This window comes from Cylindrospermum sp. FACHB-282 (genome assembly GCF_014697195.1).
In the GTDB taxonomy this organism is placed as follows: Bacteria; Cyanobacteriota; Cyanobacteriia; order Cyanobacteriales; family Nostocaceae; genus Cylindrospermum.
This window is the reverse complement of sequence record NZ_JACJRJ010000003.1, coordinates 95,307-120,416: the sequence shown is the minus strand read 5'-3', so window position 1 is coordinate 120,416 and position 25,110 is coordinate 95,307. Positions and strand designations below refer to the sequence as shown.

Annotated in this window: 21 protein-coding genes; 10 read left to right on the top strand and 11 right to left on the bottom strand. The window is 43.4% G+C overall.

From position 1 onward, the window contains the following. Positions 1-146 precede the first annotated feature (146 nt). Both H6G32_RS02570 and H6G32_RS02565 read right to left on the bottom strand, forming a co-directional pair. Positions 147-1,166: a long-chain acyl-[acyl-carrier-protein] reductase gene (locus H6G32_RS02570; protein ID WP_190454295.1), complete on the bottom strand. Its 1,020-nt coding sequence runs from the start codon at positions 1,164-1,166 to the stop codon at positions 147-149. 309 nt (positions 1,167-1,475) lie between these two features. Continuing rightward, positions 1,476-2,174 carry an aldehyde oxygenase (deformylating) gene (locus H6G32_RS02565; RefSeq protein WP_190454292.1) on the bottom strand — a complete coding sequence of 233 codons (699 nt, stop codon included), beginning with the start codon at positions 2,172-2,174 and terminating at the stop codon, positions 1,476-1,478. A 187-nt stretch (positions 2,175-2,361) separates the two neighbouring features. Here H6G32_RS02565 and H6G32_RS02560 point away from each other — a divergent pair, with 187 nt between their 5' ends. From H6G32_RS02560 to H6G32_RS02550, 3 genes are all read left to right on the top strand, one after another. Then, positions 2,362-3,189, top strand: a complete 828-nt coding sequence (locus H6G32_RS02560) for a carbohydrate ABC transporter permease (RefSeq protein ID WP_190454290.1) — start codon at positions 2,362-2,364, stop codon at positions 3,187-3,189. Between the two features lie 172 nt (positions 3,190-3,361). Next, complete coding sequence (locus H6G32_RS02555; RefSeq protein WP_190454509.1) at positions 3,362-4,114, top strand: Uma2 family endonuclease; 753 nt, start codon at positions 3,362-3,364, stop codon at positions 4,112-4,114. Positions 4,115-4,230: 116 nt separating this feature from the next. After that, complete coding sequence (locus tag H6G32_RS02550) at positions 4,231-4,500, top strand: transporter suffix domain-containing protein (RefSeq protein ID WP_190454287.1); 270 nt, start codon at positions 4,231-4,233, stop codon at positions 4,498-4,500. A gap of 183 nt (positions 4,501-4,683) precedes the next feature. Here H6G32_RS02550 and H6G32_RS02545 read toward each other — a convergent pair whose 3' ends face one another. Then, entirely contained in the window at positions 4,684-5,715 is a 1,032-nt protein-coding gene (locus tag H6G32_RS02545) for a hypothetical protein (protein WP_190454284.1), read from the bottom strand. A gap of 245 nt (positions 5,716-5,960) precedes the next feature. Here H6G32_RS02545 and moaA point away from each other — a divergent pair, with 245 nt between their 5' ends. Next, a complete protein-coding gene (gene moaA, locus H6G32_RS02540; RefSeq protein WP_190454281.1) occupies positions 5,961-6,947 on the top strand; it encodes a GTP 3',8-cyclase MoaA in 987 nt (328 codons plus the stop codon). 56 nt (positions 6,948-7,003) lie between these two features. On the opposite strand, the gene rpsD is transcribed toward moaA, so the two are convergent. Then, positions 7,004-7,612: a 30S ribosomal protein S4 gene (rpsD, locus tag H6G32_RS02535; protein ID WP_015206287.1), complete on the bottom strand. Its 609-nt coding sequence runs from the start codon at positions 7,610-7,612 to the stop codon at positions 7,004-7,006. Positions 7,613-8,027: 415 nt separating this feature from the next. Here rpsD and H6G32_RS02530 point away from each other — a divergent pair, with 415 nt between their 5' ends. Then, on the top strand, positions 8,028-8,645 hold the full coding sequence (locus H6G32_RS02530; protein WP_190454278.1) for a hypothetical protein: 618 nt from the start codon (positions 8,028-8,030) through the stop codon (positions 8,643-8,645). 126 nt (positions 8,646-8,771) lie between these two features. On the opposite strand, the gene hetR is transcribed toward H6G32_RS02530, so the two are convergent. The 6 genes from hetR to H6G32_RS02500 all read right to left on the bottom strand — a co-directional run bounded on the left by hetR (position 8,772) and on the right by H6G32_RS02500 (position 17,026). Continuing rightward, positions 8,772-9,671, bottom strand: coding sequence for a heterocyst differentiation master regulator HetR (hetR, locus tag H6G32_RS02525; RefSeq protein WP_190454275.1), 900 nt, complete (start codon positions 9,669-9,671; stop codon positions 8,772-8,774). A gap of 758 nt (positions 9,672-10,429) precedes the next feature. Beyond that, complete coding sequence (locus H6G32_RS02520) at positions 10,430-12,730, bottom strand: EamA family transporter (protein WP_190454505.1); 2,301 nt, start codon at positions 12,728-12,730, stop codon at positions 10,430-10,432. 571 nt (positions 12,731-13,301) lie between these two features. Continuing rightward, complete coding sequence (locus H6G32_RS02515; protein WP_190454272.1) at positions 13,302-14,546, bottom strand: inorganic phosphate transporter; 1,245 nt, start codon at positions 14,544-14,546, stop codon at positions 13,302-13,304. A 59-nt stretch (positions 14,547-14,605) separates the two neighbouring features. Then, positions 14,606-15,652, bottom strand: a complete 1,047-nt coding sequence (locus tag H6G32_RS02510) for a zinc-dependent dehydrogenase (RefSeq protein ID WP_190454269.1) — start codon at positions 15,650-15,652, stop codon at positions 14,606-14,608. Between the two features lie 89 nt (positions 15,653-15,741). Further along, a complete protein-coding gene (locus H6G32_RS02505; protein ID WP_190454266.1) occupies positions 15,742-16,545 on the bottom strand; it encodes a PIN domain-containing protein in 804 nt (267 codons plus the stop codon). Between the two features lies 1 nt (position 16,546). Then, the gene (locus tag H6G32_RS02500; RefSeq protein ID WP_242046475.1) at positions 16,547-17,026 is read right to left on the bottom strand and encodes a helix-turn-helix domain-containing protein; all 480 of its coding nucleotides are present in this window, start codon (positions 17,024-17,026) and stop codon (positions 16,547-16,549) included. A gap of 1,049 nt (positions 17,027-18,075) precedes the next feature. Between H6G32_RS02500 and H6G32_RS02495 the strand changes: the two genes are divergently transcribed. Further along, positions 18,076-19,851: an FAD-dependent oxidoreductase gene (locus H6G32_RS02495; protein ID WP_190454264.1), complete on the top strand. Its 1,776-nt coding sequence runs from the start codon at positions 18,076-18,078 to the stop codon at positions 19,849-19,851. A 107-nt stretch (positions 19,852-19,958) separates the two neighbouring features. Then, positions 19,959-20,195, top strand: a complete 237-nt coding sequence (gene patX / locus H6G32_RS26615) for a heterocyst-inhibiting protein PatX (protein WP_242046474.1) — start codon at positions 19,959-19,961, stop codon at positions 20,193-20,195. Positions 20,196-21,077: 882 nt separating this feature from the next. Here the strand turns inward: patX and H6G32_RS02490 are convergent. Next, positions 21,078-21,950 (bottom strand): ferritin-like domain-containing protein, encoded by an 873-nt coding sequence (locus H6G32_RS02490; RefSeq protein ID WP_190454260.1) that lies wholly within the window; start codon positions 21,948-21,950, stop codon positions 21,078-21,080. 331 nt (positions 21,951-22,281) lie between these two features. Here H6G32_RS02490 and H6G32_RS02485 point away from each other — a divergent pair, with 331 nt between their 5' ends. The 3 genes from H6G32_RS02485 to H6G32_RS02475 all read left to right on the top strand — a co-directional run bounded on the left by H6G32_RS02485 (position 22,282) and on the right by H6G32_RS02475 (position 25,063). Then, positions 22,282-22,482, top strand: a complete 201-nt coding sequence (locus H6G32_RS02485) for a hypothetical protein (RefSeq protein ID WP_190454258.1) — start codon at positions 22,282-22,284, stop codon at positions 22,480-22,482. 300 nt (positions 22,483-22,782) lie between these two features. Next, positions 22,783-24,165, top strand: coding sequence for a tetratricopeptide repeat protein (locus H6G32_RS02480; protein ID WP_190454255.1), 1,383 nt, complete (start codon positions 22,783-22,785; stop codon positions 24,163-24,165). 340 nt (positions 24,166-24,505) lie between these two features. Then, entirely contained in the window at positions 24,506-25,063 is a 558-nt protein-coding gene (locus tag H6G32_RS02475) for a hypothetical protein (protein WP_190454252.1), read from the top strand. Positions 25,064-25,110 lie beyond the last annotated feature (47 nt).

Genomic DNA, 25,110 nt, shown 5'->3' with positions numbered 1-25,110 from the left:
TAATTGGGGACTGGTAATGGGTAATGGGGAAAAAGGTAATTGGTAATTGGGAAAAAGGTAATTGGTAAAGAGCTAATTGGGGATTGGCGATTGATTTCCATTAGCCATTAGCCATTAGCCATTAGCCATTACCCATTAGCCATTACCTAAACTAGCAGTGGTCTAAATCCGTGTTTAATCGACACTCGACCAATTTGCTCCATTTTATCTACGGTAATCTGATTGCGCCCCCAAGAAAAGTTTGTATATAACTTCTCAAATTCCAAAAGCATTGATTCAGCAAAACAAGCAAATAACTGGCGTGCCGGCACATCCATATTGACGATTTTCATAATCTTCCAGTCAATATCTAGGGAATGCTCGACAATTCCACCATTTAACACATACACGCCAGGATACTGAATTTTTGTCCCTAAGTTTTTAGGATAGCCACCATCAATCAGCAGACAGGGTTGCTTCAAAACAGTGGGGTCAATATCTACGCCTTTAGGCATACTAGCAACCCAAACTACGATATCAGCTTGGGGTAGTGCTTCGCTCAAACCCATAATTTTTCCCCGCCCCAGTTCCGCTTGTAGTTCTGTGAGACGTTCTTGGTTACGGGCTATCAGCAGCAGTTCTTTAACATCTGTTTTTCGATCTAGCCAGCGTGTGACTGCACTCCCAATATCCCCAGTTGCCCCACAGACTGCAACAGTTGCTTTCGACAGCTCAATTCCTAGTTGTTTCGACGCTTCTTCCACCTGCCGACAAATAATGTAGGCAGTATGAGTATTCCCTGTGGTGAAGCGTTCAAACTCCAGTTTAATATTACGGACTTGGCTAAACTGCTCCAAATGAAAATTTTCAAAAATAATCGAAGAAAACCCACCTAAAGCGGTGATATCAATGCCATGCTTCTGAGCATGGGCCATGGCGTTGAGGATTTTGCGCGTTGCGGCTTTGATGCGGCGATTTGCTAACATTTCCGGCAAAAAACAAGATTCTACATACCGTCCTTCAATTTTTTGCCCAGTGACACTGGTAACGGTAATGCTATCAACAATTTGCGGCGGGGCGCTGCACCAAAAATCTAGCCCTTGATCGGCATATTCTGGGTATCCCAATTCTTGAGCTACCGCTTGAGCGTGTTCCAAACTAGTCAAATGTCCAATTAGACCAAACATGTAGTGATGTATTAGGCGTGTGCTGTCAAAAGCGTGGAATTAGTGGGGTTTCATTAAAGTTATCCTTTCATTGGCGGTTCCTGATCCAAAATCTACTCGTTAGATGCGTAAACTCCGAGGCTTGAGGGCGGCATCACCCAATATCTTGGGTGAAAACGAGATTTTAAAAGCCGCCGATAAAAGCGTTGGAACCGCCAATTTTGGACAGGTTTTTCCCAAGGGGAAGAGAAGATAACTAATTCTTAAAAGTACTACATAAAGGGTAATGTTACATTAGAGGCAACACAGTAGTTGCCCCTATCTACTTGTCTAAGCAGCGGTGAGTCCGTAGGCTGACAGGCGCATGATGTCGCGGGTTGTGAATCCTATATTACTCAGGGCTTCACCGTACTGAATCATGAAGTCTTCCACTAATGCTTCTTTTTCCATTGCTAAAATTTGGGCATCATCTGCCACTTGGTTAAGCATTTTCCAGACAATGGGAAGGTTATGGCGATTTGCCTCTTCTAGTTCAGCTTTAGCTTCGGCAAAGTTTTCTTGCAACCAAACTTCACCAAAGCTGAGATGGCTATACTCTTCTTTGACTACTCCCTCAGTAATTTTGCGGGCAAAATCATCAGCAACGGGGATGTAGATGTTGTATGCGGCGATCGCAAAACATTCGATAATCAAAGATTGAATCAGCAAGCAAGTAACAACTTTACCGGATGCCGCTGCTGTTTGAAAATTTTGGTGCAGTCCCAAGAAGAAATTCTGGGCAAATTCCATATCCGGCGTTACTTTCAAATTCCGCCCACAAGCTTCAAATCCTTTCTTGTGGCGACTTTCCATCTTCGATAGACGAATTAGTTCATCTTTCTTGGCTGGCAGCAATTCAGCTAGTTTGATGTAATTATCATGGGCTTCTTGTTCCCCTTCAATCACAATTGCATTAATGCGGCTATAGGCATCTTTGTATGTTTCACTTTGGAAATCAATTTTTTCAACTTGGTCTACAATTTGCTGCATAGTATGCTTACTCCTCTAGGAAGCCTGAATCATTTGATACCGAAATTTAATTTACCCTAGAAATTTTGGGTAATGAGCACTGTGGTTTAATTTAACTTAACAAGTCATCTATTGTTATAGATTAGCCTTTGCTCTTAGCGATGCTCTAGTACTAGAAAGACAAATTCCTTGAAGCTATAACCAACCCATGTCTAAAACAATCTGGAAACTGAAAAATGCTAATTTTCTGAGCCTAGGAGTACTACTGCTAGGAGCATTGATTGTTTTACTGCCTTTGTTTGTGGTTTTTCTTACCTCCTTTGCACCCACGGGGGTGACTCCTGGAGTTTTGCCAATAAATAACTGGACTTTAGCTAATTACCGCGATGCATGGCAACAAGGTAAATTTTTACTGGCATTTGCTAATTCTACCTTGGTGGCGATCGCCGTTACGGCTTTTCAGATTATCACTTCTGCATTGGCAGGTTACGCCCTCGCAAGGCTGAAATTTCGGGGACGCCAAGCTCTGCTTTTGGTGGTATTAGCTACCCTAGTCATACCCTTTCAGCTGTTGGTGATTCCCATCTTTTTGGTTTTGAAGTGGGGACACCTGATAAATACCTACGGGGCGTTAATCTTACCAACTGCTGTCAATGGCTTTGGAATTTTCTTGTTACGTCAGTATTTCCAAACAATTCCTGTAGAGTTGGAGGAAGCCGCCGCTATCGATGGGGCGAACCGACTGCAAATTTTATGGCGGGTAATGTTACCTCTAGCCCGTCCGGCTTTGGTAACGCTGTTTTTGTTCACCTTTATCGGCGAATGGAACGATTTATTTAAGCCTTTAGTTTTTACCACACGCCCAGAATTAAGAACGGTGCAGCTGGCATTGGCAGAGTTTCAGGAGCAATATACAAATAATTGGCCTTTGATGATGGCAGCGGTAACAATTGCCACTGTGCCGATAATGCTATTATTTCTCATCGGTCAGCGGCAATTTATTCGCGGTATCGCCACAACGGGGATTAAGAATTGAGGCAAGAGGCAAGAGGCAGGTTTTTTATCATTCAATTAAGTGAATAAAGTTAGTTATTTAGTGATATTTTCTGCCAATAGGATGCACTACTAAATAAAGTTGTTTACTTTCACCCATATACAACAATCATTTCTGCCAAAATAATATCAAGTTGACATATCTTCCACTAGCCATGTATCAAACCGACCCGCCGCGTCCTCCCAAGGAATTCCTACCTACAATGTATGACCTCCCCAGCGAAGATCCAGAGGAACCCGGTTTGCCTGACGAATTTCATGTTTTACAACCCCAGCTACTACGGGAAACCTTTTCCCCTCCTAACTATCCAGAAAATCAGATATTCGTCGCCACAGATTTAAATCTTTACTATGATGTGCGTCATCCCCTCTGGTATAAACGCCCTGATTGGTTTGCTGTTGTTGGTGTATCCAGGTTATATGAGCAACAGGAATTACGATTGAGTTATGTAGTTTGGCAAGAAGGGGTTGATCCTTTCGTAGTAGTAGAATTCCTTTCACCAGGGACAGAAAAAGAAGATTTGGGGCAAACTCTGCGCGATGCAAGTCTTCCCCCGACTAAGTGGTTGGTCTATGAACGAGTTTTAAGAGTGCCTTATTACATAGTTTTTGACCGCTACACTGACCAATTAAGAGCTTTTCAGTTGCAGGGTGGTAGTTATACAGAGTTAGAAGTCACTCAAGTGCGGGTGTGGATAAATGACATTCAGCTAGGTTTAGGACTCTGGGAAGGTCTCTATCAGGGCATTGAGCGGCAATGGCTGCGATGGTATGATGACCTCGGTAACTGGATTCTCACACCCCAAGAGCGGGAAAGAAAACAAGTAGAGCAAGAAAGACGACGGACGGAACGATTAGCGGAACAATTACGCGCCCTTGGTGTTGAGCCTGATTTTGGTGATGAATAAGATTAATTAATATTTTATTTGTGCGATCGCTAATATTACAAGTTTAAGTGTAAGTTAAGCCACTCCAGCCAACCATATAAAAACACTAAACTCAGATTCTGTCATAAACAGAAAATATGCAAAAGCTGGGTTTGGTTTTAATTATTCTCTCATTTTCACCTTGGCTGATAGTTCCCTTTGTTGTGCCATTCCTGCCGATTTCTATCACCCAAAAAGCCTTCTTAATACCTGTAATGTTAGTTGTTGCTGAACTGACGTTTTGGTTGGGACTGTTGCTGGTGGGTAAAGAAGTAGCACAGCGATATCGGCGTTATTTGCGTCGTCGTTATCTGGGGATGCGGTTAAAAAGATTATGGCGTCCCCGAAGGAAGCGGGGGCTTCATTAAAGTTATCCTTTCATTGGCGGTTCCTGAGCCAAAATCTACTCGTCAGATGCCTAAACTCGGTGCGCAGCGAGGCATCACCCAAGATATTGTCTGAAAACGAGATTGTAAAAACCGCCAAAAAGCGTTGGCTTACCAATTTTGTCCAGGTTTTTCCCAAGGCGAATAATCCCCAATTCCCCATGCCTAATTAGTTTCTTGGATTTGCAAGCGGACTGTGTGTTCAGTAGCACCGCTAAGTTGCAGTTCCATGATTTCACCGCCGAGGGGTTCTAGGCAACTCAGAAGCGATCGCAAATTGGGTGTACTCGCACCAGTATCAACGTACAATCGGTCTGCTAAATTGCCGATACGCTTCCAAGTCATGTATAACTTGGCAATTGTCTGTTCTATTTGCGAGGCTTGATTTACCAAGTCAGCGGCAATACTCAAACAACCCACTCGTTGCGCTTCTTCTAGGGCTGTTTCGATGTCCACCTCTGCTTGGGTGAGGGCTTGGACTTGGGCGGCAGATTTGAGATATTTTCCCAGGTTACGGGCTTCTGTGGTTGCTTGTTTTAAAGTATCAATATCAGGATTGGCGGAAATTTCCTTTTGTATGGACTTTTGGTGCAGTTCTGGTAGTTTTTCCATTTCTTTCACCAGAGGGGCAATGTAGCGCGGGGGCAGGGTATTATCTGCCGCTTTTGCCCTAACTGGTTCAGGTAGCAAATCTGAGGACATAGCTGTCCATTCGTCGCTGAGTTGTCGCACTTCTCGGCGCGTGATGCGATCGCCTTTTTGGGCAGCTTCACTCACCATCTGTTGTACTTCTGGGGAAGCTTTGGCGGTTTCGACAAAGGCACGTTTGCTAAAATTATTTACTGCATCAGGGTCAAGTTTGCCATCTTCAATCAAGGTATCAGCACTGTTTGCCAGTTGAATCCAGGCATAAGCTTGACTTTTACTGATTTCCCGTTCCTTCAGCCATCGCAGAAAGCCGGTACCGCGTCCGTCTCCGCCTTTTTTCTCTCTGTCACGGATAGCGCGTAAAATTCGCCCCCGCCAGATTTCGGTTTGTAAATCAAAGCGATCGCATACCTGCCAAGCTACATCCAGCTGCTGTTGAAAATCTGACTCCAGAATCAGTTCATCTTCGGGGTCGGGCAGTTCAAAGGTTAAATCGGCTGGCTGTTGCAGTGCAGCAGCAATGTCATTGATAGATTCGGTATCTTGCACGATGGATAGCTGGTTGGTGTGTGCGATCGGCTTATTATCACACAATCTGTATACTTAAATTGTTGACAGCATTTGCAGCAATAAGCAGGTGAATATTATAAATGAGAATTTTCTATCTGCTGCAATTTTCAGCAAATTTAATTTCACGTTACCTTAAAACAAAGTAGCTACAATTTAGACTCTGCATTTCCGGCTTGACAAAAACTGCATCTTCTAAGTCAAGACCATAAAAGAATTATAAAGCCATGAACCAGGTAGATTACCTCCGAATTAGTTTAATTGATCGCTGCAATTTTCGTTGTCAGTACTGTATGCCTGAGGGGGCAGAACTAGACTATATCCTCAAGCAACAATTGTTAACTGATGAGGAACTCTTAACCCTGTTGCAATACGTGTTTATCCCTCTTGGTTTTACCCGCTTTCGCTTGACGGGGGGGGAACCGCTGTTACGTCCCCGTGTACCGCAGTTGGTTCATGCGATCGCATCTCTCAGACAAACTCAAGATATCTCAATGACCACCAACGGGTTTTTACTAGCCCCAATGGCGCAAAATCTCTATGATGCAGGTTTGCGGCGGATTAATATTAGCCTAGATTCTCTCGATCCAGACACCTTTGAGCAAATTATTGGTAATCACGGACGTGGGCGTTGGCAACAAGTTTGGCAGGGAATTCAAGCCGCCTATCGTGTGGGATTTGACCCGTTGAAGCTGAATGTAGTGGTGATTCCCGGTGTCAATGACCACGAAGTGCTGGATTTAGCTGCCCTGACCATTGACAAGCAATGGCACGTCCGGTTTATTGAGTTTATGCCGATTGGCAATTCCCAGTTATTTGGCGATCGCGGTTGGGTATCTTCAGCCGATTTACGACAAAGCATCCGCGAGCGCTGGGGATTGACAGAATCACATATCTGTGGTAACGGGCCCGCTGATGTCTTTCAGATTCCCGGAGCCAAAGGGACATTGGGATTTATTAGCCAGATGTCAGAATGTTTTTGCGATCGCTGTAATCGGATGCGTCTTAGTGCCGATGGCTGGCTGCGTCCCTGTTTATTGAATGAAACTGGGCAAATTGACTTAAAAACTTCTTTGCGTGCCGGCATCAGTACCGCCGAATTGCGAGAGCAGGTGAGGCAAGTACTAACAATCAAGGCAGAAATTAACTTTAAACAACGCGACTCTGGTACTGTCGGCACATACACCCGTACCATGTCGCAAATTGGGGGTTAGTCATTGGTCATTAATCCTTAACTAATGACTAAGGACTAATGACTAAGGACTAATGACTAAGCCTGACGTGAGTAGTATTCCACCACGAGTAGTTCATTGACTTGTAGTGCTACCCATTCCCGCTCAATTAAGCTGTTGACTTTACCAACCAGCTTGGTTTTGTCAAACTCCAAATGATTGGGGATGTTGGCTAAACCGGGATATTGCAAGTTAGCTTCCACCAACTTCCGTGATCCTTCCTTATTCTTGACAGCAATTTCTTCACCAGCACGGCACTGATAGCTAGCAATATTCACTATTCGACCGTTCACAGTTATGTGACCGTGATTCACCAGTTGACGAGCTGCTGGAATGGTGGGAGCTATACCCATCCGGAAAACGGTATTATCCAGACGCATTTCTAGTAATTGCAGCAATACCTGTCCGGTAGAACCAGCCACACGTCTGGCTTTCCGTACATAGCGTAGCAGTTGCTTTTCAGTCAAACCGTAGTTGAAGCGGAGTTTTTGCTTTTCTTCTAGACGGATGGCATACTCAGAGCGCTTCTTGCGGTTCTGGCCATGCTGACCTGGTGGATAAGCGCGTCTGGGGCTTTTCCGAGATAATCCTGGTAATTCACCCAGGCGACGTACAATTCTGAGGCGTGGCCCTCTATATCGGGACATGAGTTTCCTTAATCTAATTCTAAAATTAACCAGATCGACAATTTCAAAATTCACCCAACTATTCGTTAGGCGATTTTTGGTTTATCTGCTTTTCAGACAAGGTAGGAGGCAGTAGACAGAAGAAAAGATTTTCATGAAGAATGTCTTTGTACCTTGTCCATTTGGGTTTAAGACCCCTACTAAATAGCAGATTCAGTAGTCTTCAATTGGTTGGAGTCTAAGACCCCAATTAATTGTTCTTTCTGCCTGAAGTTTTTTTTGCCACCAATTTACTATTATAGTCTATATCAACAAAAATTGACATATCTATTTGATCGCCTAGCCCAAAAATAATGCTAACGCTGAAATTTGCTTGATTAGAGCGGCGTTTTCGCAGATTTGAGTTAGCATTACCTTGGGTGTTTGGAGAATAGCTATGTTACGGAGCGAAAAAGAGATTAGCAGAGTTAGGAACAAACAAGGCAGAACTGCCTACGGGATTTTGACAGTACCAGTTGTGGCGATCGCTGGATTGTTAGCAAATGTCTTACCCAGTATGGCTGTTACTGATTCCTATTACAATGATTACCGTGTCTGTGCTGCTCAACTTCTGAGTGTAGGTGTAACCGCACAAGCGGCTTCTACTGGTTGTGCAACGGCATTGCGTCCACGGGACTTATCGAGTTGCGTGGCTACAATTAAGAAGGAGACACAAATTGACCCTGCGGAGGCGTTTTCTCCCTGTAGACAAGCCCGCCGTCCCAAAGAGTTAGCTTCCTGTGTTGTTGGTATCAGCAAAAATACGCAAAATCAAGTTAACCCAGACGTTTTAAGATACTGTGGTCGCAGTTTACTACCTGTGACTTTTGCTCAGTGTGTAGTTGGCTTGCGGAAAGAAATCGACTTAGCCCCCACTCAGGCGCTGGATACTTGTATTGATGCCAGTGAACGAGCCAGTGCGCTTGGGACTTCATCTACACCGCCATCTAGAGTGCCGACGGGATTTAGTCCCACTTTTGAAACTCAGCCAATTCCCGCAAATCCTGGCAATTAATCACCGCTATTAAAGGCATTTGCGCCTTTCACTAAGTAAAATTCAGGGGGTTTGGGCGCAAATACTTGGTAGAAATTTGTCTACTTTCACCCAAAAGTCAGAAGCAATCTTCTGACTTTTGATTTATCAGTCGTCTTTTTTACCGAAAACGGTCTGTAAAATCATGGGGATGCCACCGTCTTGGTGATATTTATCTGCCCAAGTGCGGATAATGTCATCTAACTCTTCCTTAGCCTGCTCCATGCGTTCGGCGGGGATATCCAGTTCTTCCAGCAAGCGCATAGCATTTGGTCGTCGCTCTGCCCAATCTTTCATGATGCGGAAATACCGAGCGGTATCTTCCACCATAATGTAAGTACGCTCTTGGTCATCTGCTGGGGCATAAAAAGGACGGGTAAGAGCGTAGAAGGGCATTCCCCAAGGAGAATCAATGCGTGTGACTGTTCCTGAGTATAGGAGACGGCGCTTGATATGCTCTGCTAAGGCTTCGCTCAAAGGCATCTGATGGTGAGATGGCAATTCCTCTTGCGATCGCTTGTGCAGAAACTCAATCAACTCCAGAAACTCAAATGAGGAGACTAACTGGGCATCAGGCAGATTATTTGGTAGCTTCTGCTCAATTTGTCTTTTTTCTTCACTTGTCAGACTTGTACCAGGAACGCGGCTGCGCCCCGGTTGCCAAGGATATTTTTCGATCCAGACATAAGGTAATTGAATCAGATAGCGAGGTTCTTGAGAACCCAGCATCTTCAGCAATTTGCCCTCAGTTAGGGCTAGTCTGACTTCCTCGACAATGATTTTTACTCGCTTCGGCTCAAGGTGGTGCAAATGCCCTGTCATTCGCAGGTTTTGTCCCTGTTCCAGATAGGTCATGTAAATTGCACATTTGGCTGCTGTTGCGGCGGCGTCTAAAAATGCCCCATGCCTGTGCCCACTAGTCCGCATGGCACTAAAAGCCAGATAAAGCATGATCTGATCCATCGCACTGGGGCTAAGACGCTTGATCAGATCTATGTCGTTAGTCATATTGCAGTCAGTTGAATAGCATGTTTACGATGTTGAGAGCCAAATTAAATTAAGCAGTATACACCCAATTCACGGCGATGTTCTTACTCCAAGTTATTCATTATGCATTAACTGGGGAATTTTTGGTTGGCAAAATTGTGAATTTCACGTATTTTCTGGCACATTGGCAGACTTTGTTTTGTGGCGAGAGTTGCCTTGACAGGTAATCCTCCGTAATTTTCTATGGTGCTAGGAGTTTTTGTCCTCCTCAATTGCCTTCTGGACAATCCGTTGACTCGTGGTGACATGGTTTTTTTTGTCTAGTGCTGAAATTTTATACAGTGTTCTTTCTTAAATACCTGAATTTCAGATATGAAAGTTTCCATATATTTAGCAGCATTTTGATCAGTTATGGTTTCCAAAAATATAAACATATATCTCCTGATTAAAGTTAGCAGGGTCTCACCCCGACGGGGTGTTAGCGCTTGCTCCACTCTCTGAGGCATAACAATGCCCCCTATCCCTAGGCTCAAAAATGGTGGCAACAGTTGGAGATCACAAAAGCTGATTCACTAGTGCACCATGGCGAAAATAACTATCCAGTTAAAAAGATTCATTTATCTGATCAAAACTTGCAATATCCCTGCTGCTGAATTGCTCTAGCTCTTGCACCATCCACAGTCTAGAATCCAAAATGGTATGAGGAGCGGGTGCATTCATTGAGCTAGAAAGTGCTATTGGTGGAAGTCACCATGTTTAGGCTGATTAATACTCGACATTTAATTAGGGGAACTAGAAGGTTTAACCTGATTCCGCATTTTTTCAAAGCTGAAAGCAGCCGCGCCAAAAGTGACTAGTAATACGCCCAAAACCTGGACAATATCCAAGGCTTCCTGAATCATCAATCCGGCAAAAATCACGGTTAAGACTGGGACGGAGGCACCAATGATGGCTGACCGCGATGCACCTAGTTGGCGAATGCCAAAATTATTGAATAAGTAGCCGCAGAGAGTCAGTACACCCAACATAAAAGCACTTAAAATCAGTTCCAGTAATCTAGAGGTGTCAATGTCTAAACTCCAACTACTGGGTAAAGGTATTAATAAACAGATAAAGCTACAGAGCAACATGGTAGCGAAGTTAATTAATGTAAAAGATACTGGGTGAAGTTTGTCAGAGCACAATCGCGTCAGAATCACATAGACAGCAAAGGCCATGCCAGAAAATATGGCGGTGGTACTTCCGACCGAGGTATTACCGATGTTGGGAGAACTGGCCAAAACTAGCAATTCACCGCAAAAAATCGAGGCGATCGCACCGAAGCCCCATAAATTAGGGCGTGAGCGAAACAGAAACCACGATAAGAGGGCGCTAATCAAAGGATAGATAAAGAAAAGTGCGATCGCCATCCCAGTCGCTACTTCACCAATGGCCATGTATATCAGCACCTGAGACAAAAACAAAAAGCAACCACTGACAATGGACAACAGCAAAACTCGTTGTATCGCTGCACGATCAGGATTAGCATTTCTGCGTTTTGAATCAAAGAGATTTTGCAAGTCTTCCCAAACTGGTGGATGTAGTATCGGAGCCAAAAGCAACATCAGCGGTACAACCACAAGTAATCGCAGCATCAAAACTAAGAGAATATTGCCTACAGTCGGTTCTAACCCTGCGAAAACATCAGAACCTGTTTGGAAAATTGCCTTAACAGCTACGTTGTAAAGTGACGACACCACCGTTGACAACACAACCAACAAAAAACCCACCTGAATCGGCGACCAGTTTGGGGAACTACGGGATGGTCGGCGTCGGGGGGTTGCACCATGCTTTGATGGTGATACAGCTGGAAGCTTTGATGTAGTTGACAAATCCGGTCTGAGGACAGAAATTGGCTCTGGGGTCTTTTCCCTTGCTAGGGGCTTGGGTATTGATACAGCAGGAGGTATTGATGTATCTGTACTCTCTGACAAGTCTGGGATGAGAACAGAAACTGGCTCCGGGGTTTTTTCCTGGGGTATTGATATAGTTTGGCTCTCTGACAAGTCTGGGATGAGAACAGAAACTGGCTCCGGGGTTTTTTCCTGGGGTATTGATATAGTTTGGCTCTCTGACAAGTCTGGGATGAGCGCAGAAAATGGCTCCGGGGTTTTTTCCTGGGGTATTGATATAGTTTGGCTCTCTGACAAGTCTGGGATGAGAACAGAAACTGGCTCCGGGGTTTTTTCCTGGGGTATTGATATAGTTTCGCTCTCTGACAAGTCTGGGATGAGAGAAATTGGCTCGGCGGTGTTTTCTTGGGGTGGCGCTAAACTAAGAGGAGGCTCGGATATAGTTTCGCCCTTTGGTAATTCCTTGGGGATGAGAGAAATTGGCTCAGTACCGTTTCTCGTTGTGGATGCCTCAAAGAAGCTTTTTTCTCGTGGGTCAATTAGTTGCAATACAGTTGGTGTTGTTGGAGCTTGTAAGGGTTTTGCTTCTGTGGTTTTTTCCAGTTCTCCATGTAGGCGATTGACAAACTCAGCCAATATTGCTTCCCCTTGCTGTTGTTGGTCATACATCCGGGACAGCTGTTGGGAAAGACTACTTTGATAGTTTTTTAGCTCCTGTTGCAATGAGTTAAAGGTGATGGTAACGGTATCATCGAGAGTGTCAAGCATTTGTCCGACATTCTCATTGATCTCGCCCTTGACATTGTTGTTTACTTCAGCGGACTTGAGAGCAGTTCGTCCGTAGGATTCACCCTCAATTGCTTGGGTTGCTAAAGTTGTTAGTGAGGATTGCAGTTGATTCGAGATGTGCTTGGCTAAAACTTCTGCTAGCTGACGAATTAACACTTGCTGTTCAGTAATTTGCCGCGTCTGCTGTAGCTTGTCTCTTTCCTCTAAAAGCCGTTGAATGTCATCAGCTAAACGGTTTTTGTCTATTTCTAACCGTTTTACGTCTTCCTGCAACGACCTCAGCACGTTTGAAGAGAGATTTTCCAAATCTTCAACTACAGCCCAGAGGGCATTTTCTGCTGCTCTGGATAGGTCGCCTCTGACTCGTGGGTTTTCTGGTCGCTTCTCAAATCGCCCCATCATTTTTTAACCTCTAACACCTTGACGATAAAGTTGCTTCCCATACAGTGGCTCGGCGCTCATACTAAATTTCCTGTATTTTGTCAGATAAAACAGAAATTTTAACAGGACTTACGCGTTTCAACGTAATTCTGGCCCGCTGAATACGGGGTTAACAAAGTGTAAAATTTACCTATTGTCTACTACGCTGGGTTGTCTCCAGCATCACAGACTAAAACTCTGTCGGTCTAGTTTCCCCTGAATATTCTCCAGTGCAACTTTTATTCTTCAAAAAAATTCCACCCAAAATTAATACATATTATTTTGGTGAGGATATTAATTGTCAAAGACTTGCAGATGGGTATGTTGCTACAAGCAAATTGTCTGAACTGTTAAGCTATCTGTAAATTTGTGCGGAATGTAACTTGCGTGACAGTTTACATCTCGGATAGGGATTTAAAGTATTTTTCTGTGGAAATTAAAACTATTACCATCCCCTGCACAACATTCTAAATGAATGAGCAGCGATTATGCAAAAGTCCGCTTTGTTTAGAAGCGTTCGTTGCATAGTTTTATGGTTTCAAGATTCATCTTAAAGAAACAAAATCCGGGCGATGGTAAAAATACCGGCACTGAGGAGGGCGCTGATGGGGACTGTAATTAACCAGGCGGCGGCGATTCCTTGGAGAGTTGAAAATTTAATTGATTTGATATTCTGCACCAATCCTATACCAACTACACCGCCAACAAGGGCGTGGGAGGTGGAGACGGGTAAACCTAAGCGAGAGGCTAGTAAAATGGTGGTGGCGGTGGCGATTTCGGCACAGAATCCACTACTAGGTTGCAAGGAGATGATGTTTTCGCCAATGGTGGCGATGACTTTTTTTCCCCAAACTGCTAAACCACCGACAATGCCGGCACCACCAAGGATGAGTATCCAGATGGGGATAGTAAGATTATCTGCGGGTACGCCACCAGTGTGATTGATGTAGACGATCACAGCTAAGGGTGCGATCGCATTTCCGACATCATTAGAACCATGAGCAAAGGCGACAAAGCAAGCACTCAACAGTTGAAAGCGCCCAAATAATCCTTCAACGGGATTTGGAATTTTGCTGTTTTCTAGTTGTCGCCAACTGATGAGGGTGAGTCCAATGGCTGCTGCTGCACCTGTAAAAAGTGGGATGTCGTGGGGGGGGATGTTGTACCCAAGTTGGTTAATTAAAAAGTTTGTCAGGGGTTGGGTGAGTGTGGGTAAAACAATTATGCCAAATACACTCAGTAAAATTGTGCTTAACCAGGGTATCCACTCCTGTAACTGGATTACTGGATTTGGTTGTTCTAAAATCCAACCCTTGATGGAACTGTAAAATAAAGCGGCGATCGCCCCACTCATTAGAGGTGTTAAAATCCAGCCAATGGTGATTAAGCCAAGTGATGACCAATCTATGGCACTTGCGCCCAAGGCTACCCAAGTAAATCCGGTGATCGCACCGACTACTGCATGAGATGAGGATACAGGTAAACCCCGTGAGGTGGCAATTTGCAGCCACACCCCACTAGACAGCAGTACCGTTAACATCCCCATAACTAATGTTTGCGGTGTAGTGGCGAATAAAGCAGGGTTGGCAATTTTCGTCCCTAGGGTTTCTGTGACTCCCTGCCCAAACAAGATAGCACCGCTAAACTCTAATACCCCAGCAATAATTAGTGCCTGTTTTAAGGTGACAGCTTTGGAACCCACGGAGGTTCCCATCGCATTAGCAACATCGTTGGCGCCGAGATTCCAGGCGACGTAGAAGGCTAATATGGCGACTATAACTAGGGTGTAGGGCATTTTTTTTGGACTGGTGAGTAATGGGTAATGGGTAATTTATACAACCCATAATCTAGGTTTTAGGGATAAATTAAGATTTTGTAGGTTTCTGGTGTGGGTGCGATCGCCATTTCGACAGCTGCTGATAAATTTTGTAATGGATAGCGATCGCTAATTAAGGCTGATACATCAATGCGACGATTAAAGACAATATCCGCCGATAAACTCTGAAGCCGATAGGATGAGCTATAACTGCCCATCAAGTCAATCTCCCGACGGTAGAGTGTATTTGGGTTGATGGGAATTGTCAACTCATCGGGAAATTCAGCGAAAAAGAGGATTTTTCCGCCTTTGCGGGTGCAGTCAAGGGCTTGAAAGAAGGCTTTATCACTGGGGACAGCTAACAAGGTGACATCCACACCCATCCCATCAGTAAGAGCATGAATTTTGGCGGCTAAATCAGGATCACGAGCGTCAAAAGCCGCTTCTGTACCCACTTCTAGAGCTTTTTCAATTCTGGATGGGAGTAAATCAGTGGCGATCGCTTTACCGCCGAAATACTTCACCAACATCATAAACATTAACCCAATCGGCCCCGCGCCAGTTACCAAAACCGTTTGTCCCGGTGCTATTTGCGCTTTTTTCACCGCCTTCAAACAGCAGTTAGTCGGTTCAACAAAACTCGCTTCTTCAAAACTAATATCATCAGGAATGGGAATTAAGCCCCCATTTTGGACAATATGACCTGGTACCTTCACATACTCAGCAAAACCGCCGCCACTGGCGTTAAAACCCGCTGTGGTGGAGATATTTTTGTACACATTGCACATGGAGAAATTATCATTTAGACAGTAGGCACAACGCATACAAGGAATATGGTGCATCACCGCCACCCGTTGTCCCTCTTGCCAACCTACAACCTGAGAACCAACAGCCGCAATGACTCCAGCGGTTTCATGTCCAAAAATGCGCGGCGGTTCATAAAGTGGATATCGAATTTTTTTAATATCTGACTGACACAACCCCACAACCCGCACCTGTACCAATACTTCATCCGGTTCCAGCGTCGGGACTGGGATCTCTTCGTAGGATAATTGATTAACGCCTCTAAATACCTGTGCTTTCACGCTGCTTTTTCTCCACTCAACGTTACTAGATGTAACATTTAGCGGTTCAGGTTAGCTTATAAAGTTTCAGATTTCTCTGTTTTAGCTTCTTATAATTGTTGCTTTAAGCTTTGTTCAAACATTTGGAATGCTTCAACATCCACTGAGGATAGATATCCCCCAATTAAGCCATTCTCAAGTCTGAGAATCTCACCACGGTTGTCTTTAGCCGTAATTGTTAAAATTTCGCCTTTTTGCCAGAGTCGATAACGTTCACCCTCAAAGCATCTTCCACCTTCTGGTGCTTTCTTTGCAAACTGACTCTTCAAAGCTTGTTTGGCGGTTCGCACAATTTCCTCAGCATAAAACTGGCAACGAATACTACGAGCAAATTTTGGTACTCTATTATTTTTTTCTAACTTGTCAAGGGACTCAGGAACAGTTGCTGGACGTTTAAGATCATTAGATTGCTGCCAAATAACTTTAATCATTGTTCCTAGATGTTGCTCATCAAGGTACATCAAAAAATCGTCTGGATGCCAAGCTTCAATATCATAAGGAGCTAAAGCTTCTAAAGGAAAGTCTTTGAGATTAGCAGTAACAATGAGTTCTGCTTTAGCAACTATAGCAGCAGCGACAACATGGCGATCGCCTGGATCATTCCTCATCGCTGCAACTAAATACTCTGGTACTTCTACCATCGCATCAGGAAAATTTGTCTTGATTTGTTCTTGAAAGTATGATTCCTGGGCATTTGTCATTCTCCCCTTTTTTACAAGGTTGCGAGTAGCGCCATCTAGAATTTCCTGTGAAAAATAGAGTTCGTATAACTCTGCCTCAGCAGCACGCATCAAAGTATCACACAAAGGCATAGGGTAGATGACACAGGAATCTAAAACAACCGAGAGTACCATTTTACTGATCTAATTCGCTACTCTCATCATCATAGAACCCCTCAGCTTCCAAGAACTGAGTGAATTGCTTAAGTCCTTCCCGACGCTTACTATCGCGCTGTTCCTTATATTTCATCAAATCGTCAAAACGAACACGTCGATGTGTTCCCACTCTAATGTAAGGAATTTCACCTTGGTCTAATAACTTAATCAGGTGAGGACGTGATACTTTGAGAACATCAGCTGCTTTTTGAGTCGTCAGTTCTTTATCCTGAATGACTACAGACACCAGTTTACCTGATGCCATTGCGTGGACAACATGACGCAACACCTGATAAACTGGGTCAGGAATGGTAATTTGTTCTCCGTTTGCTCCTATTAGTTGCGCTTGGGAGCCTTCAATCTGGAGGATACTTTCAAGGTGCTTAATAGATAATGAATCCTGTTCTTGAGCCATCACTGACTCTACAGGCAAGTTTTGCCCAGGTATGATGGTCTTCATGGTTATGGTTACTACAATTAATAGATGATTCTTGTTTTTGAGCCATCACTGGCTATGTAGGCAAATTCTGCCCAGGGATGATGGCCTTCATGGCTGTGGTTACTGCAATCAATATAGGGGGGGAGCATCCCAATGCAAGCAAAAACGCGGAATTAAGTATCCGACAACCCTCTGCTTTTTTCTTACCTTCGTGTTCTTTGCGTCCTTCGTGGTTCGTTCATTTCATAAAAATACACGGTAAGTGGGAAACTCAGCGGCTTTAGCCCTGAGAGGGAAACGGCACGAGCGGTTTTAACCGCTTTGAATATTTTTTCATTACCGCCTTGGAGTCAGAAAATTTGGGGTACTTTTGTGATGTACTTTCAACGGGACAATTACCGATTCAAATTTCCCAACTCTGTACGCATAATGTGTTGCTCCGAAGAGCCTCCCTTTCGGGGTAATGTTAGCTATCTCCCAAGGGGAGACGCTTCGCGAACGACCAGTTATCAGAGCTTGTTAGGCTTGCAACACTGTCCCAGTGACCTTAGAACTGTTTAATCACAAGCGACAGAGCAAGGAACTAGCTACGCATTCCAGGGTGTCGTGACTCAAATAACGGCTACCCTTTGACTAGGCTTAGGGTGGTCTGGTCAGTACGGCTTGCTTGATTACTCTTACAAGCCCAGTCCCTTTAGGGCTGGGTTACTGACGTCTTGTTTAAGTTAGAAGCTCAGAAAAAAATAAACTTACATATGTGGGATATACCCTAGTAGGGTATATGTTGATCTTGCCATACATCTCATATAAACGCAATATCCGAAACCATCCATTCGTTAATATAGTAGCTATCTCAAGAACAACTGGAATTATGGTTAATATACAGATTGCATTCAAATGGATAATGCATAACGCTTAAAAAAATATCTGCGCCCCTAGCTAGGGTTGGGGTTACACCAGCATAGAATGCTTGTACAGCAGGATAAAAAGAGGGGACGAGTTGAGAAACTTATCCCCTTGCTTGTTGCTGGTGAAAAACAATCATTACAAAAACACACAAAGCGCTATTTATGGTTAATCAGATATATACAGCCGATGTTTTGGTTGTTGGTGGGGGTACTGGCGGGACTGCTGCGGCTATCCAAGCGGCGCGTAGAGGCGCTAAAACTATCCTTGTGAGTCAGTTTCCTTGGTTGGGGGGAATGCTAACCTCGGCGGGGGTTTCTGCACCGGATGGGAATGAATTAGAAGCCTTTCAGACGGGGTTATGGGGTGCGTTTTTACAGGAATTGAGACGCCGACAACCGGGGGGATTAGATAATAGCTGGGTGAGCTTTTTTAGTTATGATCCGCGTATTGGGGCGGAGATTTTCGCCGATTGGGTGCGGGAATTGCCCAATTTACAGTGGATTTCGGGAAAAGTGCCGTTAGAGGTTTTGCGGACGGGAGACTGTATTACAGGTGTCCGCTTTGCAGATTTCACTGTCACCGCTAAGGTTATTCTCGACGGTACAGAGTTAGGAGATTTATTGGCTTTAGGAGAAATACCTTACCGTTGGGGCTGGGAATTGCGATCGCCTAGGTTGGGGCGAAGCCCATCGCAATGGGGAGAGCCGAGCGCACCAGACAAACCCAATTCTCTCACAGAAAAATATCCTGTGCAAGCGCCAACTTGGGTAGTCATCATGGAAGATTTTGGGGATGATATCGCACCAGTTATTCCCGCTGCTCCTAATTATGATCCATCTCAGTTTGCAGGTGCTTGGGATGACTATGGCGCTGAGAAATTTCTAAATTACGGACGCTTGCCAGATAATCGATTTATGATTAATTGGCCTATCTGTGGCAATGACTACGGCGTTGGGGTAGGGCGTTTGTTAGAGTCGGAGACATCAAGAGGTGAGTTTCTCCAAGAATGTCGCTGGCATAGCCAAAACTTTGCCCATTTTATCCAAACTCAGCTTGGTCGGCGCTATGGTTTAGCAGAAGGGATTTTTCCTTCTTCTGCTAATGCCTTTGCACTGCATCCCTATTACCGGGAAAGCCGCCGTTTAATCGGGCTGACTACGGTTTGTGAGCAGGATATTTTACCATTACCAGAGGGTAGAGTAGCATCTCTTTTTGATGATGCGATCGCAGTTGGTAACTACGCCAATGACCACCATTATCCTGGTGTTAAGTTCCCACTGCAACCAAAATCTATCCGCTGGGGGGGGCGTTGGACTGGGACTCCCTTTACAATTCCCTATAGAAGTTTAATTCCTGCCACTACAGATGGTTTGTTAGTTTGTGAGAAGAATATTTCTGTCTCCCATATCGCTAACGGGGCTACCAGACTGCAACCTGTAGTCTTGGCCATTGGTCAAGCAGCGGGTATGGCGGCGGCTTTGTGTGTGGAGTTAAACTGCCAGCCAAGGGATTTAGCGGTGAGGATGCTGCAAGAGGCTTTATTAAAATGCGATGGCGCAAAAGCCGCAATTATTCCTTTATTTAATTTATCGCCCAATCATCCAGAGTGGTTACACTGGCAATCTTATTATTTAGACAACCCAGCAGCTTATCCCCTCAGCGGTAATTACCCAGGCTCATCAATTGTTGAGTCTGATTACTCAATGGGCGAATTGGACTGTGTTACAGGGGTTTTTCACCGCTTGGATGGGCAAAATTACAAATTCCATATCACAACACCAACTAAATATCAATACCTCGATTGGCAGATTGTGACTAAGCGATCGCACATTGATGAGCAATTACAAGCCCTTGTCGATCAACAAATTATTACCGTCTGGGGACACCTGAACCTCTCTGGTAATTGGTTTCTAATCGAACATCTAGATAGAGAATAAAACTGTTTTTTGTTCAGTACAGCACAATACTTTTTAAAAAATTGTCCGGATGCCCATACAAAACCTAAGTATAAGTGAATTGGAGAGTTCTAAAATAGACATCTACTATGCGTGCTGCCATTTCACTTTTAGTATCGAGTCTGGTGTTCGGCTCCTTAGCTTTAAACTGCGAAGCGATGCTCGGCCAATTATCCCGTCTGCTGCTTGTCAGCCCTGGTTCACAGCTGTTAGTCTCTGCAAAACCTAAACCTAGACCTAACCAACCAGACAAGCCAGTTCCTCATCGGGGTAGCGGCCGCAGAGAGCTAATGGAATCTTTCGGAAACACTCATTCTGTTATTTAACAACCCTAGGGTAATGCGAATTCTAGAAGGGTTAGTTGTTTGGTAGCAAGGGAATCAAATTACCATACACAACTTCTCTTTCCAGAAATACAGACAGTTAACGCACGACAGAATTGATTAATTGTTGAGTATTTCATCCTCTTTAACAGAGATACAAACAGTTAACGCACGACAGAATTAATTAATTGTTGAGTATTTCATCCTCTTTAACAGAGATACAAACAGTTAACGCACGACAGAATTAATTAATTGTTGAGTATTTCATCCTCTTTAACAGAGATACAAACAGTTAACGCACGACAGAATTAATTAATTGTTGAGTATTTCATCCTCTTTAACAGAGATACAAACAGTTAACGCACGACAGAATTGATTAACCGTTGAGTAATTCATCAGTGAGCTTTTGTATAGGTAGTTAGCGTGAACCCTTGCTTTTGCCACGCGAACCAAACCAATTACCTATCTCGACAGCATCACCAACGCCTCAAACTACAAAACTCTGGTTCGTAATCCTGATAAGGTTTGGGTCTTAACCATCAACTGTTCTAGAAAACGAAATCCTCTTAGGTTATCTATCTCCTGTAACAAAAGGTTTTTCTCCTCAGGGCTTGCACCTAACGATAAATATCCTCCAAGGAGATGCCAGAGAAACCTAAGTCTTATTACCCTCCAAGACCAGATGCTCCCATTTCGCATCTGGTTTTTTTGGGCTTCATTAAAGTTATCCTTTCATTAGCGGTTCCTGATCCAAAATCTACTCGTTAGATGGGTAAACTCGGACGCTTTTTGGCAGCATCACCCAAAATATTGGGTGAAAACGAGATTGTCAAAGCCGCCAACTAGCATTGGAACCGCCAATTTTGTCCAGGTTTTTCCCAAGGGTTAATTTTTCTGGATGCCTTGAAGGAACATTGGCACAAACTTCTCGATAAACGCCTGTGGATCTTTCTGCCAAACCTTTTGTGCAACCTGAATCCTAGTAAACTGCAACTCAGGTGCTAACAAGGTATGGGGTAAGCGTTCCATCAGGTACTGGGGGCGTTGCCAAAGGGGCATTGTATTTGCCACTTCTACGAGCTTGGTAACCCGTCGCAGCTCTGCTCCTAGGGTGAAATCCATTCCAGCTTCAAATGCTGCTTGTTCAATTGCGGCATATTTCTGCTTGGCTTGCTCTACTTTTTGCCGATGTTCTGGGCTTTTATCGGCTAACTGTGCTAGCCAGCGGTTACCCCAGCGGACGTGTCCTGCTTCCTCTGGAAAAATTTTGGCGATCGCATCCCTGATTTTAATGTTTTCTTCGGTTTGCGGTGCTTGTTTGAGAGCGTAAATGTGGGCAGAAAAATACTCACAACCCCGTTTTTCAGTGACGTTGATCGCTGCGAGGGCAGAAATCAGATAATCATCCAGATCCTTAGCAGGATCATAGGCGTCTTTGTCGAGCAACCGATCAAATTCATCAATATACGATGTACCAGGAGGCTTGCCAATATCTGCCCCCAAATCCATCAATAAATCAGTCAGCCACATGGCATGACGGGCTTCATCGGCGATGTGGTGGGATAGATCCCTGATTAGTTCTCGTGGCTGTCCGTTTAATTGTTCAAGTACCTCAGTTAGGTCTTTACAACTGCGTTGCTCACTGTAGCGGTAGCGGTTGAGGGTAATTAGATGGATTGTGCGATCGCCGACTATATTTTTCAGCAGATCCCTTGCACCCAGAGAATTCCGAAATTTACGCGGATAAACAACTGTCATCGCTTTTATTGCGTTTTGTTAACGATATTTTTTCTGATAATAACTTAAGTTGCTGCCAGCACCTCCCGCTTCGTTTTGTCCAGGATTCCCCAAACCCACCAAAAAATCTTACCTTTACACCGCCAGACTCCAAACCCATCTGAGTCTATATTTCGGCAATTAATGGCTTTTTTAGCTGAATTTGTGAGATTTATACCAGATCAAGAACCTTCAAAATGTAAAGTTTTATTAAATTAATCAATTTCGTAGCTTATGATACAGAATCCCTGTTACTATAGTTAGTGAAAGGATAACTCGCCAATATCACTAAAAAATAAGAGAGGACTATATTATGTCTATTCAAGAAAAATCTCGTGCACTAATGGTGCTTGAACATCAGCAAGTTAAGAATCGTCAACAATCGATGCTGATGCGTTCTGCACAAGAACTCGGTCTGCATGAAGAACTATCCCACTACTGGAACCCAATCCAAGGCAAGATAGATCCGACAACGCAGATGATTTATGGACGCAGCCATGCTTCCATGAGCTAGGTGACGATACTATTTAAACTTTGTAGTTTGATTGGACTGACGCAGCAAGTAAGAAATTTTGGGGCAATTCAGGAATTACCACTACGGTAAATCAAGGCTTTCACCTCATTTTTGCGTAAGTTCTGCTTGAGTTTGAGTCTCGAAAAAACCTGAGTTTTTACGTCATTTGGAAAAACTAATGCAAAACCTAACCCCCTCGCTCCCCTCTCGGAGGCGCAGGGGTTAGATTTTATGGGAAGATTTACAGCGAGTAAAAATTTTAATAAAATAAGCTAAATTAAAAGATTCGCAGAACTATAAATGGACTGGATTACGCTACTGCGATCGCTACAGTCTGATTTTATTAAAAGATTCACTTCTGGTTGTCTGATTCATTGTGAAACAGAAGGTCAATATAGTGAATTAACTATCATCTCTGGAGAGAGGTTAAAGGCTCTACGGGAATTTTGCTGGCAGATGGCTGAAAAATATAAGCGTACTTCGCCAGTCCGGGGTGTTTTTATCAATAATCTCAAAGGCAAGTTAGGTGAGGAAGTTGTTAAAGAACGTTTAGGGAATGTTATTACTGAAGTCGATTATGAAAAAAGATTCGGCGGCGATGGCAAAATTGATTTTACCCTGACGTCTAACTCTTCAATTGGTGTTGAGGTGAAATCCCGTTACGGCAGTATTGATAAAGTTAGATGGTCAGTTAGTTCCGAAGAAGTAGAAAAAAATGCTGTTGTCGTCTGCATTTTGATTCAAGAAGAAGTGAATGAAGCACAACCTAAATATCACTTGTTATTGGCTGGCTTTCTCCCTACCCAAATGATTAAGTTGCGAACTGGTAAAATTTCCTTTGGCATAAATCAATTGTTGTATGGTGGTGGTTTATTGTCCTATTTAGAACAATTCCAAGCTGCTACAACTTCTCATGTTATTAGACAAAATCCCCCATTTTTTCAACATATACCCAAAGTAGACCTGCCTCCTCAAATACCTAAGAATCAGTTGAAAACTCATCAGGTCGGATTTGATTATATTTACCAATATGCAGATTTAAATCTACTTTATAGAAAACTAGGTGATGAATCTTTAGACCAAGGGGATTATGAAGCTGCAATTATTAACTACAATCAAGCTTTACAACTTAATATTAATGATTTTTATATTTATAACAAACGAGGTTTTTCTTATTATAAACTAGGAGATTATACAGCAGCCATTGCCGATTATAATCAGGCAATCAGAATTAATCCTCATGTTGCTATTGCTTATAAAAACCGTGCTAAATCGCGTTTTCACATAGGAGATCATCAGGGCGCAATTGAGGATTATACTGAAGCAATCAAAATTAATCCTCATGATGCTATTGCTGATAAAAATCGAGGAATTCCCGATTATTTATTCAGAGAAAAGCAGGAAGTTAAGCCAGGAATCAATATTGAGCCTGATTTAGATTATTATGAAGCAGCCATTGCCGATTACACTCAGGCTATACAGATTAATTCCCATGATGCTGATGCTTATTACAACCGTGGTAATGCTCATTTTGAATTGGGAGATAAGCAGGGAGCAATTGAGGATTTTCAGAAAGCAGCAGACCTTTATTGGCAAGAGGGCAAGCTAGAAAAACACAAAGATACGCGGTCAAAAATTGTAGATTTAGAAATAGAAGCATCATTAGACATTTTAAACTTCTAAATTACCCTTAAAAAAAATGCGGCAGATAAGTAAGTATGCAAACAGAAATCAAGCTATATTAAGTAAAGTAAAAAATGCTGAAATTAGCTCGTAGTGAGGGCTTTAGCCCTCTCTATCTCCTGTGGTCGACGCTACGCGGTAAGCGCAGCAATGCCCGGAGGGCTTTACAAAGTAGGGCTGAAGCCCTTACTACAAACCTTTAATTATTTACGTTGCTCTACTTACAAGCCCGGAAACACTATCAAATCAAGAATTTTGAATTTTGAATTGATATAACATCTCTCTCTATTCATCTGAAAATAGCTGGCAGTAAAATTTAGCATTAAATAGGTTTCAAAGCATGATTTTAGGCTTGAAAAATATCAGTTTTGTTGGTGCTTTACTTCTAATAGTAAGTTTTAGCGGCTTTGATAATTTAGCTATAGCAAATGCCGAAAATCAGCCCCAGCAGCACAGTAGCAATACAAAATCTCAATTACACCCAGTTTTTCGCTCGATTCTGCCTAAATTAAAGCAAAAGACTCAGATTCAGATTTTATTGCCCAAGTTTATTCCTGAATCGGATGAGAAAACCCCGATTTACGCGATTATCGAAACTGCTACAAAAAGTAAGTACGAAATTTTATTGGGTTTCAGCCCAAACTGTAATGGTGGGACTGCTTGTCGTCTGGGTATTGTGGCTGCTGAAGCCGTAACTAAAAAAATGCCCCGCCTCCGTGGAAAGTCAGTATCTTTAGCTAAGGGCATCACTGGCTATTTTGAAGATTTTAAATGTGGTGCTAATTGCTCAGATGCTACTTTAACTTGGAGGCAAAAGGGTGTGCAATACGCTATTGGGTTAAAAGCAGGAGATCGCACTTCTTTGGTAAAAATGGCTAATTCAGCAATTTTACCATAGCCTCACAATTGGACTTGCACAAACAATAATAGAAGTTGCAAAGTACA

What these genes read in the sequence shown, in the direction of transcription:
- H6G32_RS02570 (WP_190454295.1), bottom strand. Translation starts at nt 1,166, where the DNA reads ATGTTTGGTCTAATTGGACATTTGACTAGTTTGGAACACGCTCAAGCG.
- H6G32_RS02565 (WP_190454292.1), bottom strand. Translation starts at nt 2,174, where the DNA reads ATGCAGCAAATTGTAGACCAAGTTGAAAAAATTGATTTCCAAAGTGAA.
- H6G32_RS02560 (WP_190454290.1), top strand. Translation starts at nt 2,362, where the DNA reads ATGTCTAAAACAATCTGGAAACTGAAAAATGCTAATTTTCTGAGCCTA.
- H6G32_RS02555 (WP_190454509.1), top strand. Translation starts at nt 3,362, where the DNA reads ATGTATCAAACCGACCCGCCGCGTCCTCCCAAGGAATTCCTACCTACA.
- H6G32_RS02550 (WP_190454287.1), top strand. Translation starts at nt 4,231, where the DNA reads ATGCAAAAGCTGGGTTTGGTTTTAATTATTCTCTCATTTTCACCTTGG.
- moaA (WP_190454281.1), top strand. Translation starts at nt 5,961, where the DNA reads ATGAACCAGGTAGATTACCTCCGAATTAGTTTAATTGATCGCTGCAAT.
- rpsD (WP_015206287.1), bottom strand. Translation starts at nt 7,612, where the DNA reads ATGTCCCGATATAGAGGGCCACGCCTCAGAATTGTACGTCGCCTGGGT.
- H6G32_RS02530 (WP_190454278.1), top strand. Translation starts at nt 8,028, where the DNA reads ATGTTACGGAGCGAAAAAGAGATTAGCAGAGTTAGGAACAAACAAGGC.
- hetR (WP_190454275.1), bottom strand. Translation starts at nt 9,671, where the DNA reads ATGACTAACGACATAGATCTGATCAAGCGTCTTAGCCCCAGTGCGATG.
- H6G32_RS02520 (WP_190454505.1), bottom strand. Translation starts at nt 12,730, where the DNA reads ATGGGGCGATTTGAGAAGCGACCAGAAAACCCACGAGTCAGAGGCGAC.
- H6G32_RS02515 (WP_190454272.1), bottom strand. Translation starts at nt 14,546, where the DNA reads ATGCCCTACACCCTAGTTATAGTCGCCATATTAGCCTTCTACGTCGCC.
- H6G32_RS02505 (WP_190454266.1), bottom strand. Translation starts at nt 16,545, where the DNA reads ATGGTACTCTCGGTTGTTTTAGATTCCTGTGTCATCTACCCTATGCCT.
- H6G32_RS02500 (WP_242046475.1), bottom strand. Translation starts at nt 17,026, where the DNA reads ATGAAGACCATCATACCTGGGCAAAACTTGCCTGTAGAGTCAGTGATG.
- H6G32_RS02495 (WP_190454264.1), top strand. Translation starts at nt 18,076, where the DNA reads ATGGTTAATCAGATATATACAGCCGATGTTTTGGTTGTTGGTGGGGGT.
- patX (WP_242046474.1), top strand. Translation starts at nt 19,959, where the DNA reads ATGCGTGCTGCCATTTCACTTTTAGTATCGAGTCTGGTGTTCGGCTCC.
- H6G32_RS02490 (WP_190454260.1), bottom strand. Translation starts at nt 21,950, where the DNA reads ATGACAGTTGTTTATCCGCGTAAATTTCGGAATTCTCTGGGTGCAAGG.
- H6G32_RS02485 (WP_190454258.1), top strand. Translation starts at nt 22,282, where the DNA reads ATGTCTATTCAAGAAAAATCTCGTGCACTAATGGTGCTTGAACATCAG.
- H6G32_RS02480 (WP_190454255.1), top strand. Translation starts at nt 22,783, where the DNA reads ATGGACTGGATTACGCTACTGCGATCGCTACAGTCTGATTTTATTAAA.
- H6G32_RS02475 (WP_190454252.1), top strand. Translation starts at nt 24,506, where the DNA reads ATGATTTTAGGCTTGAAAAATATCAGTTTTGTTGGTGCTTTACTTCTA.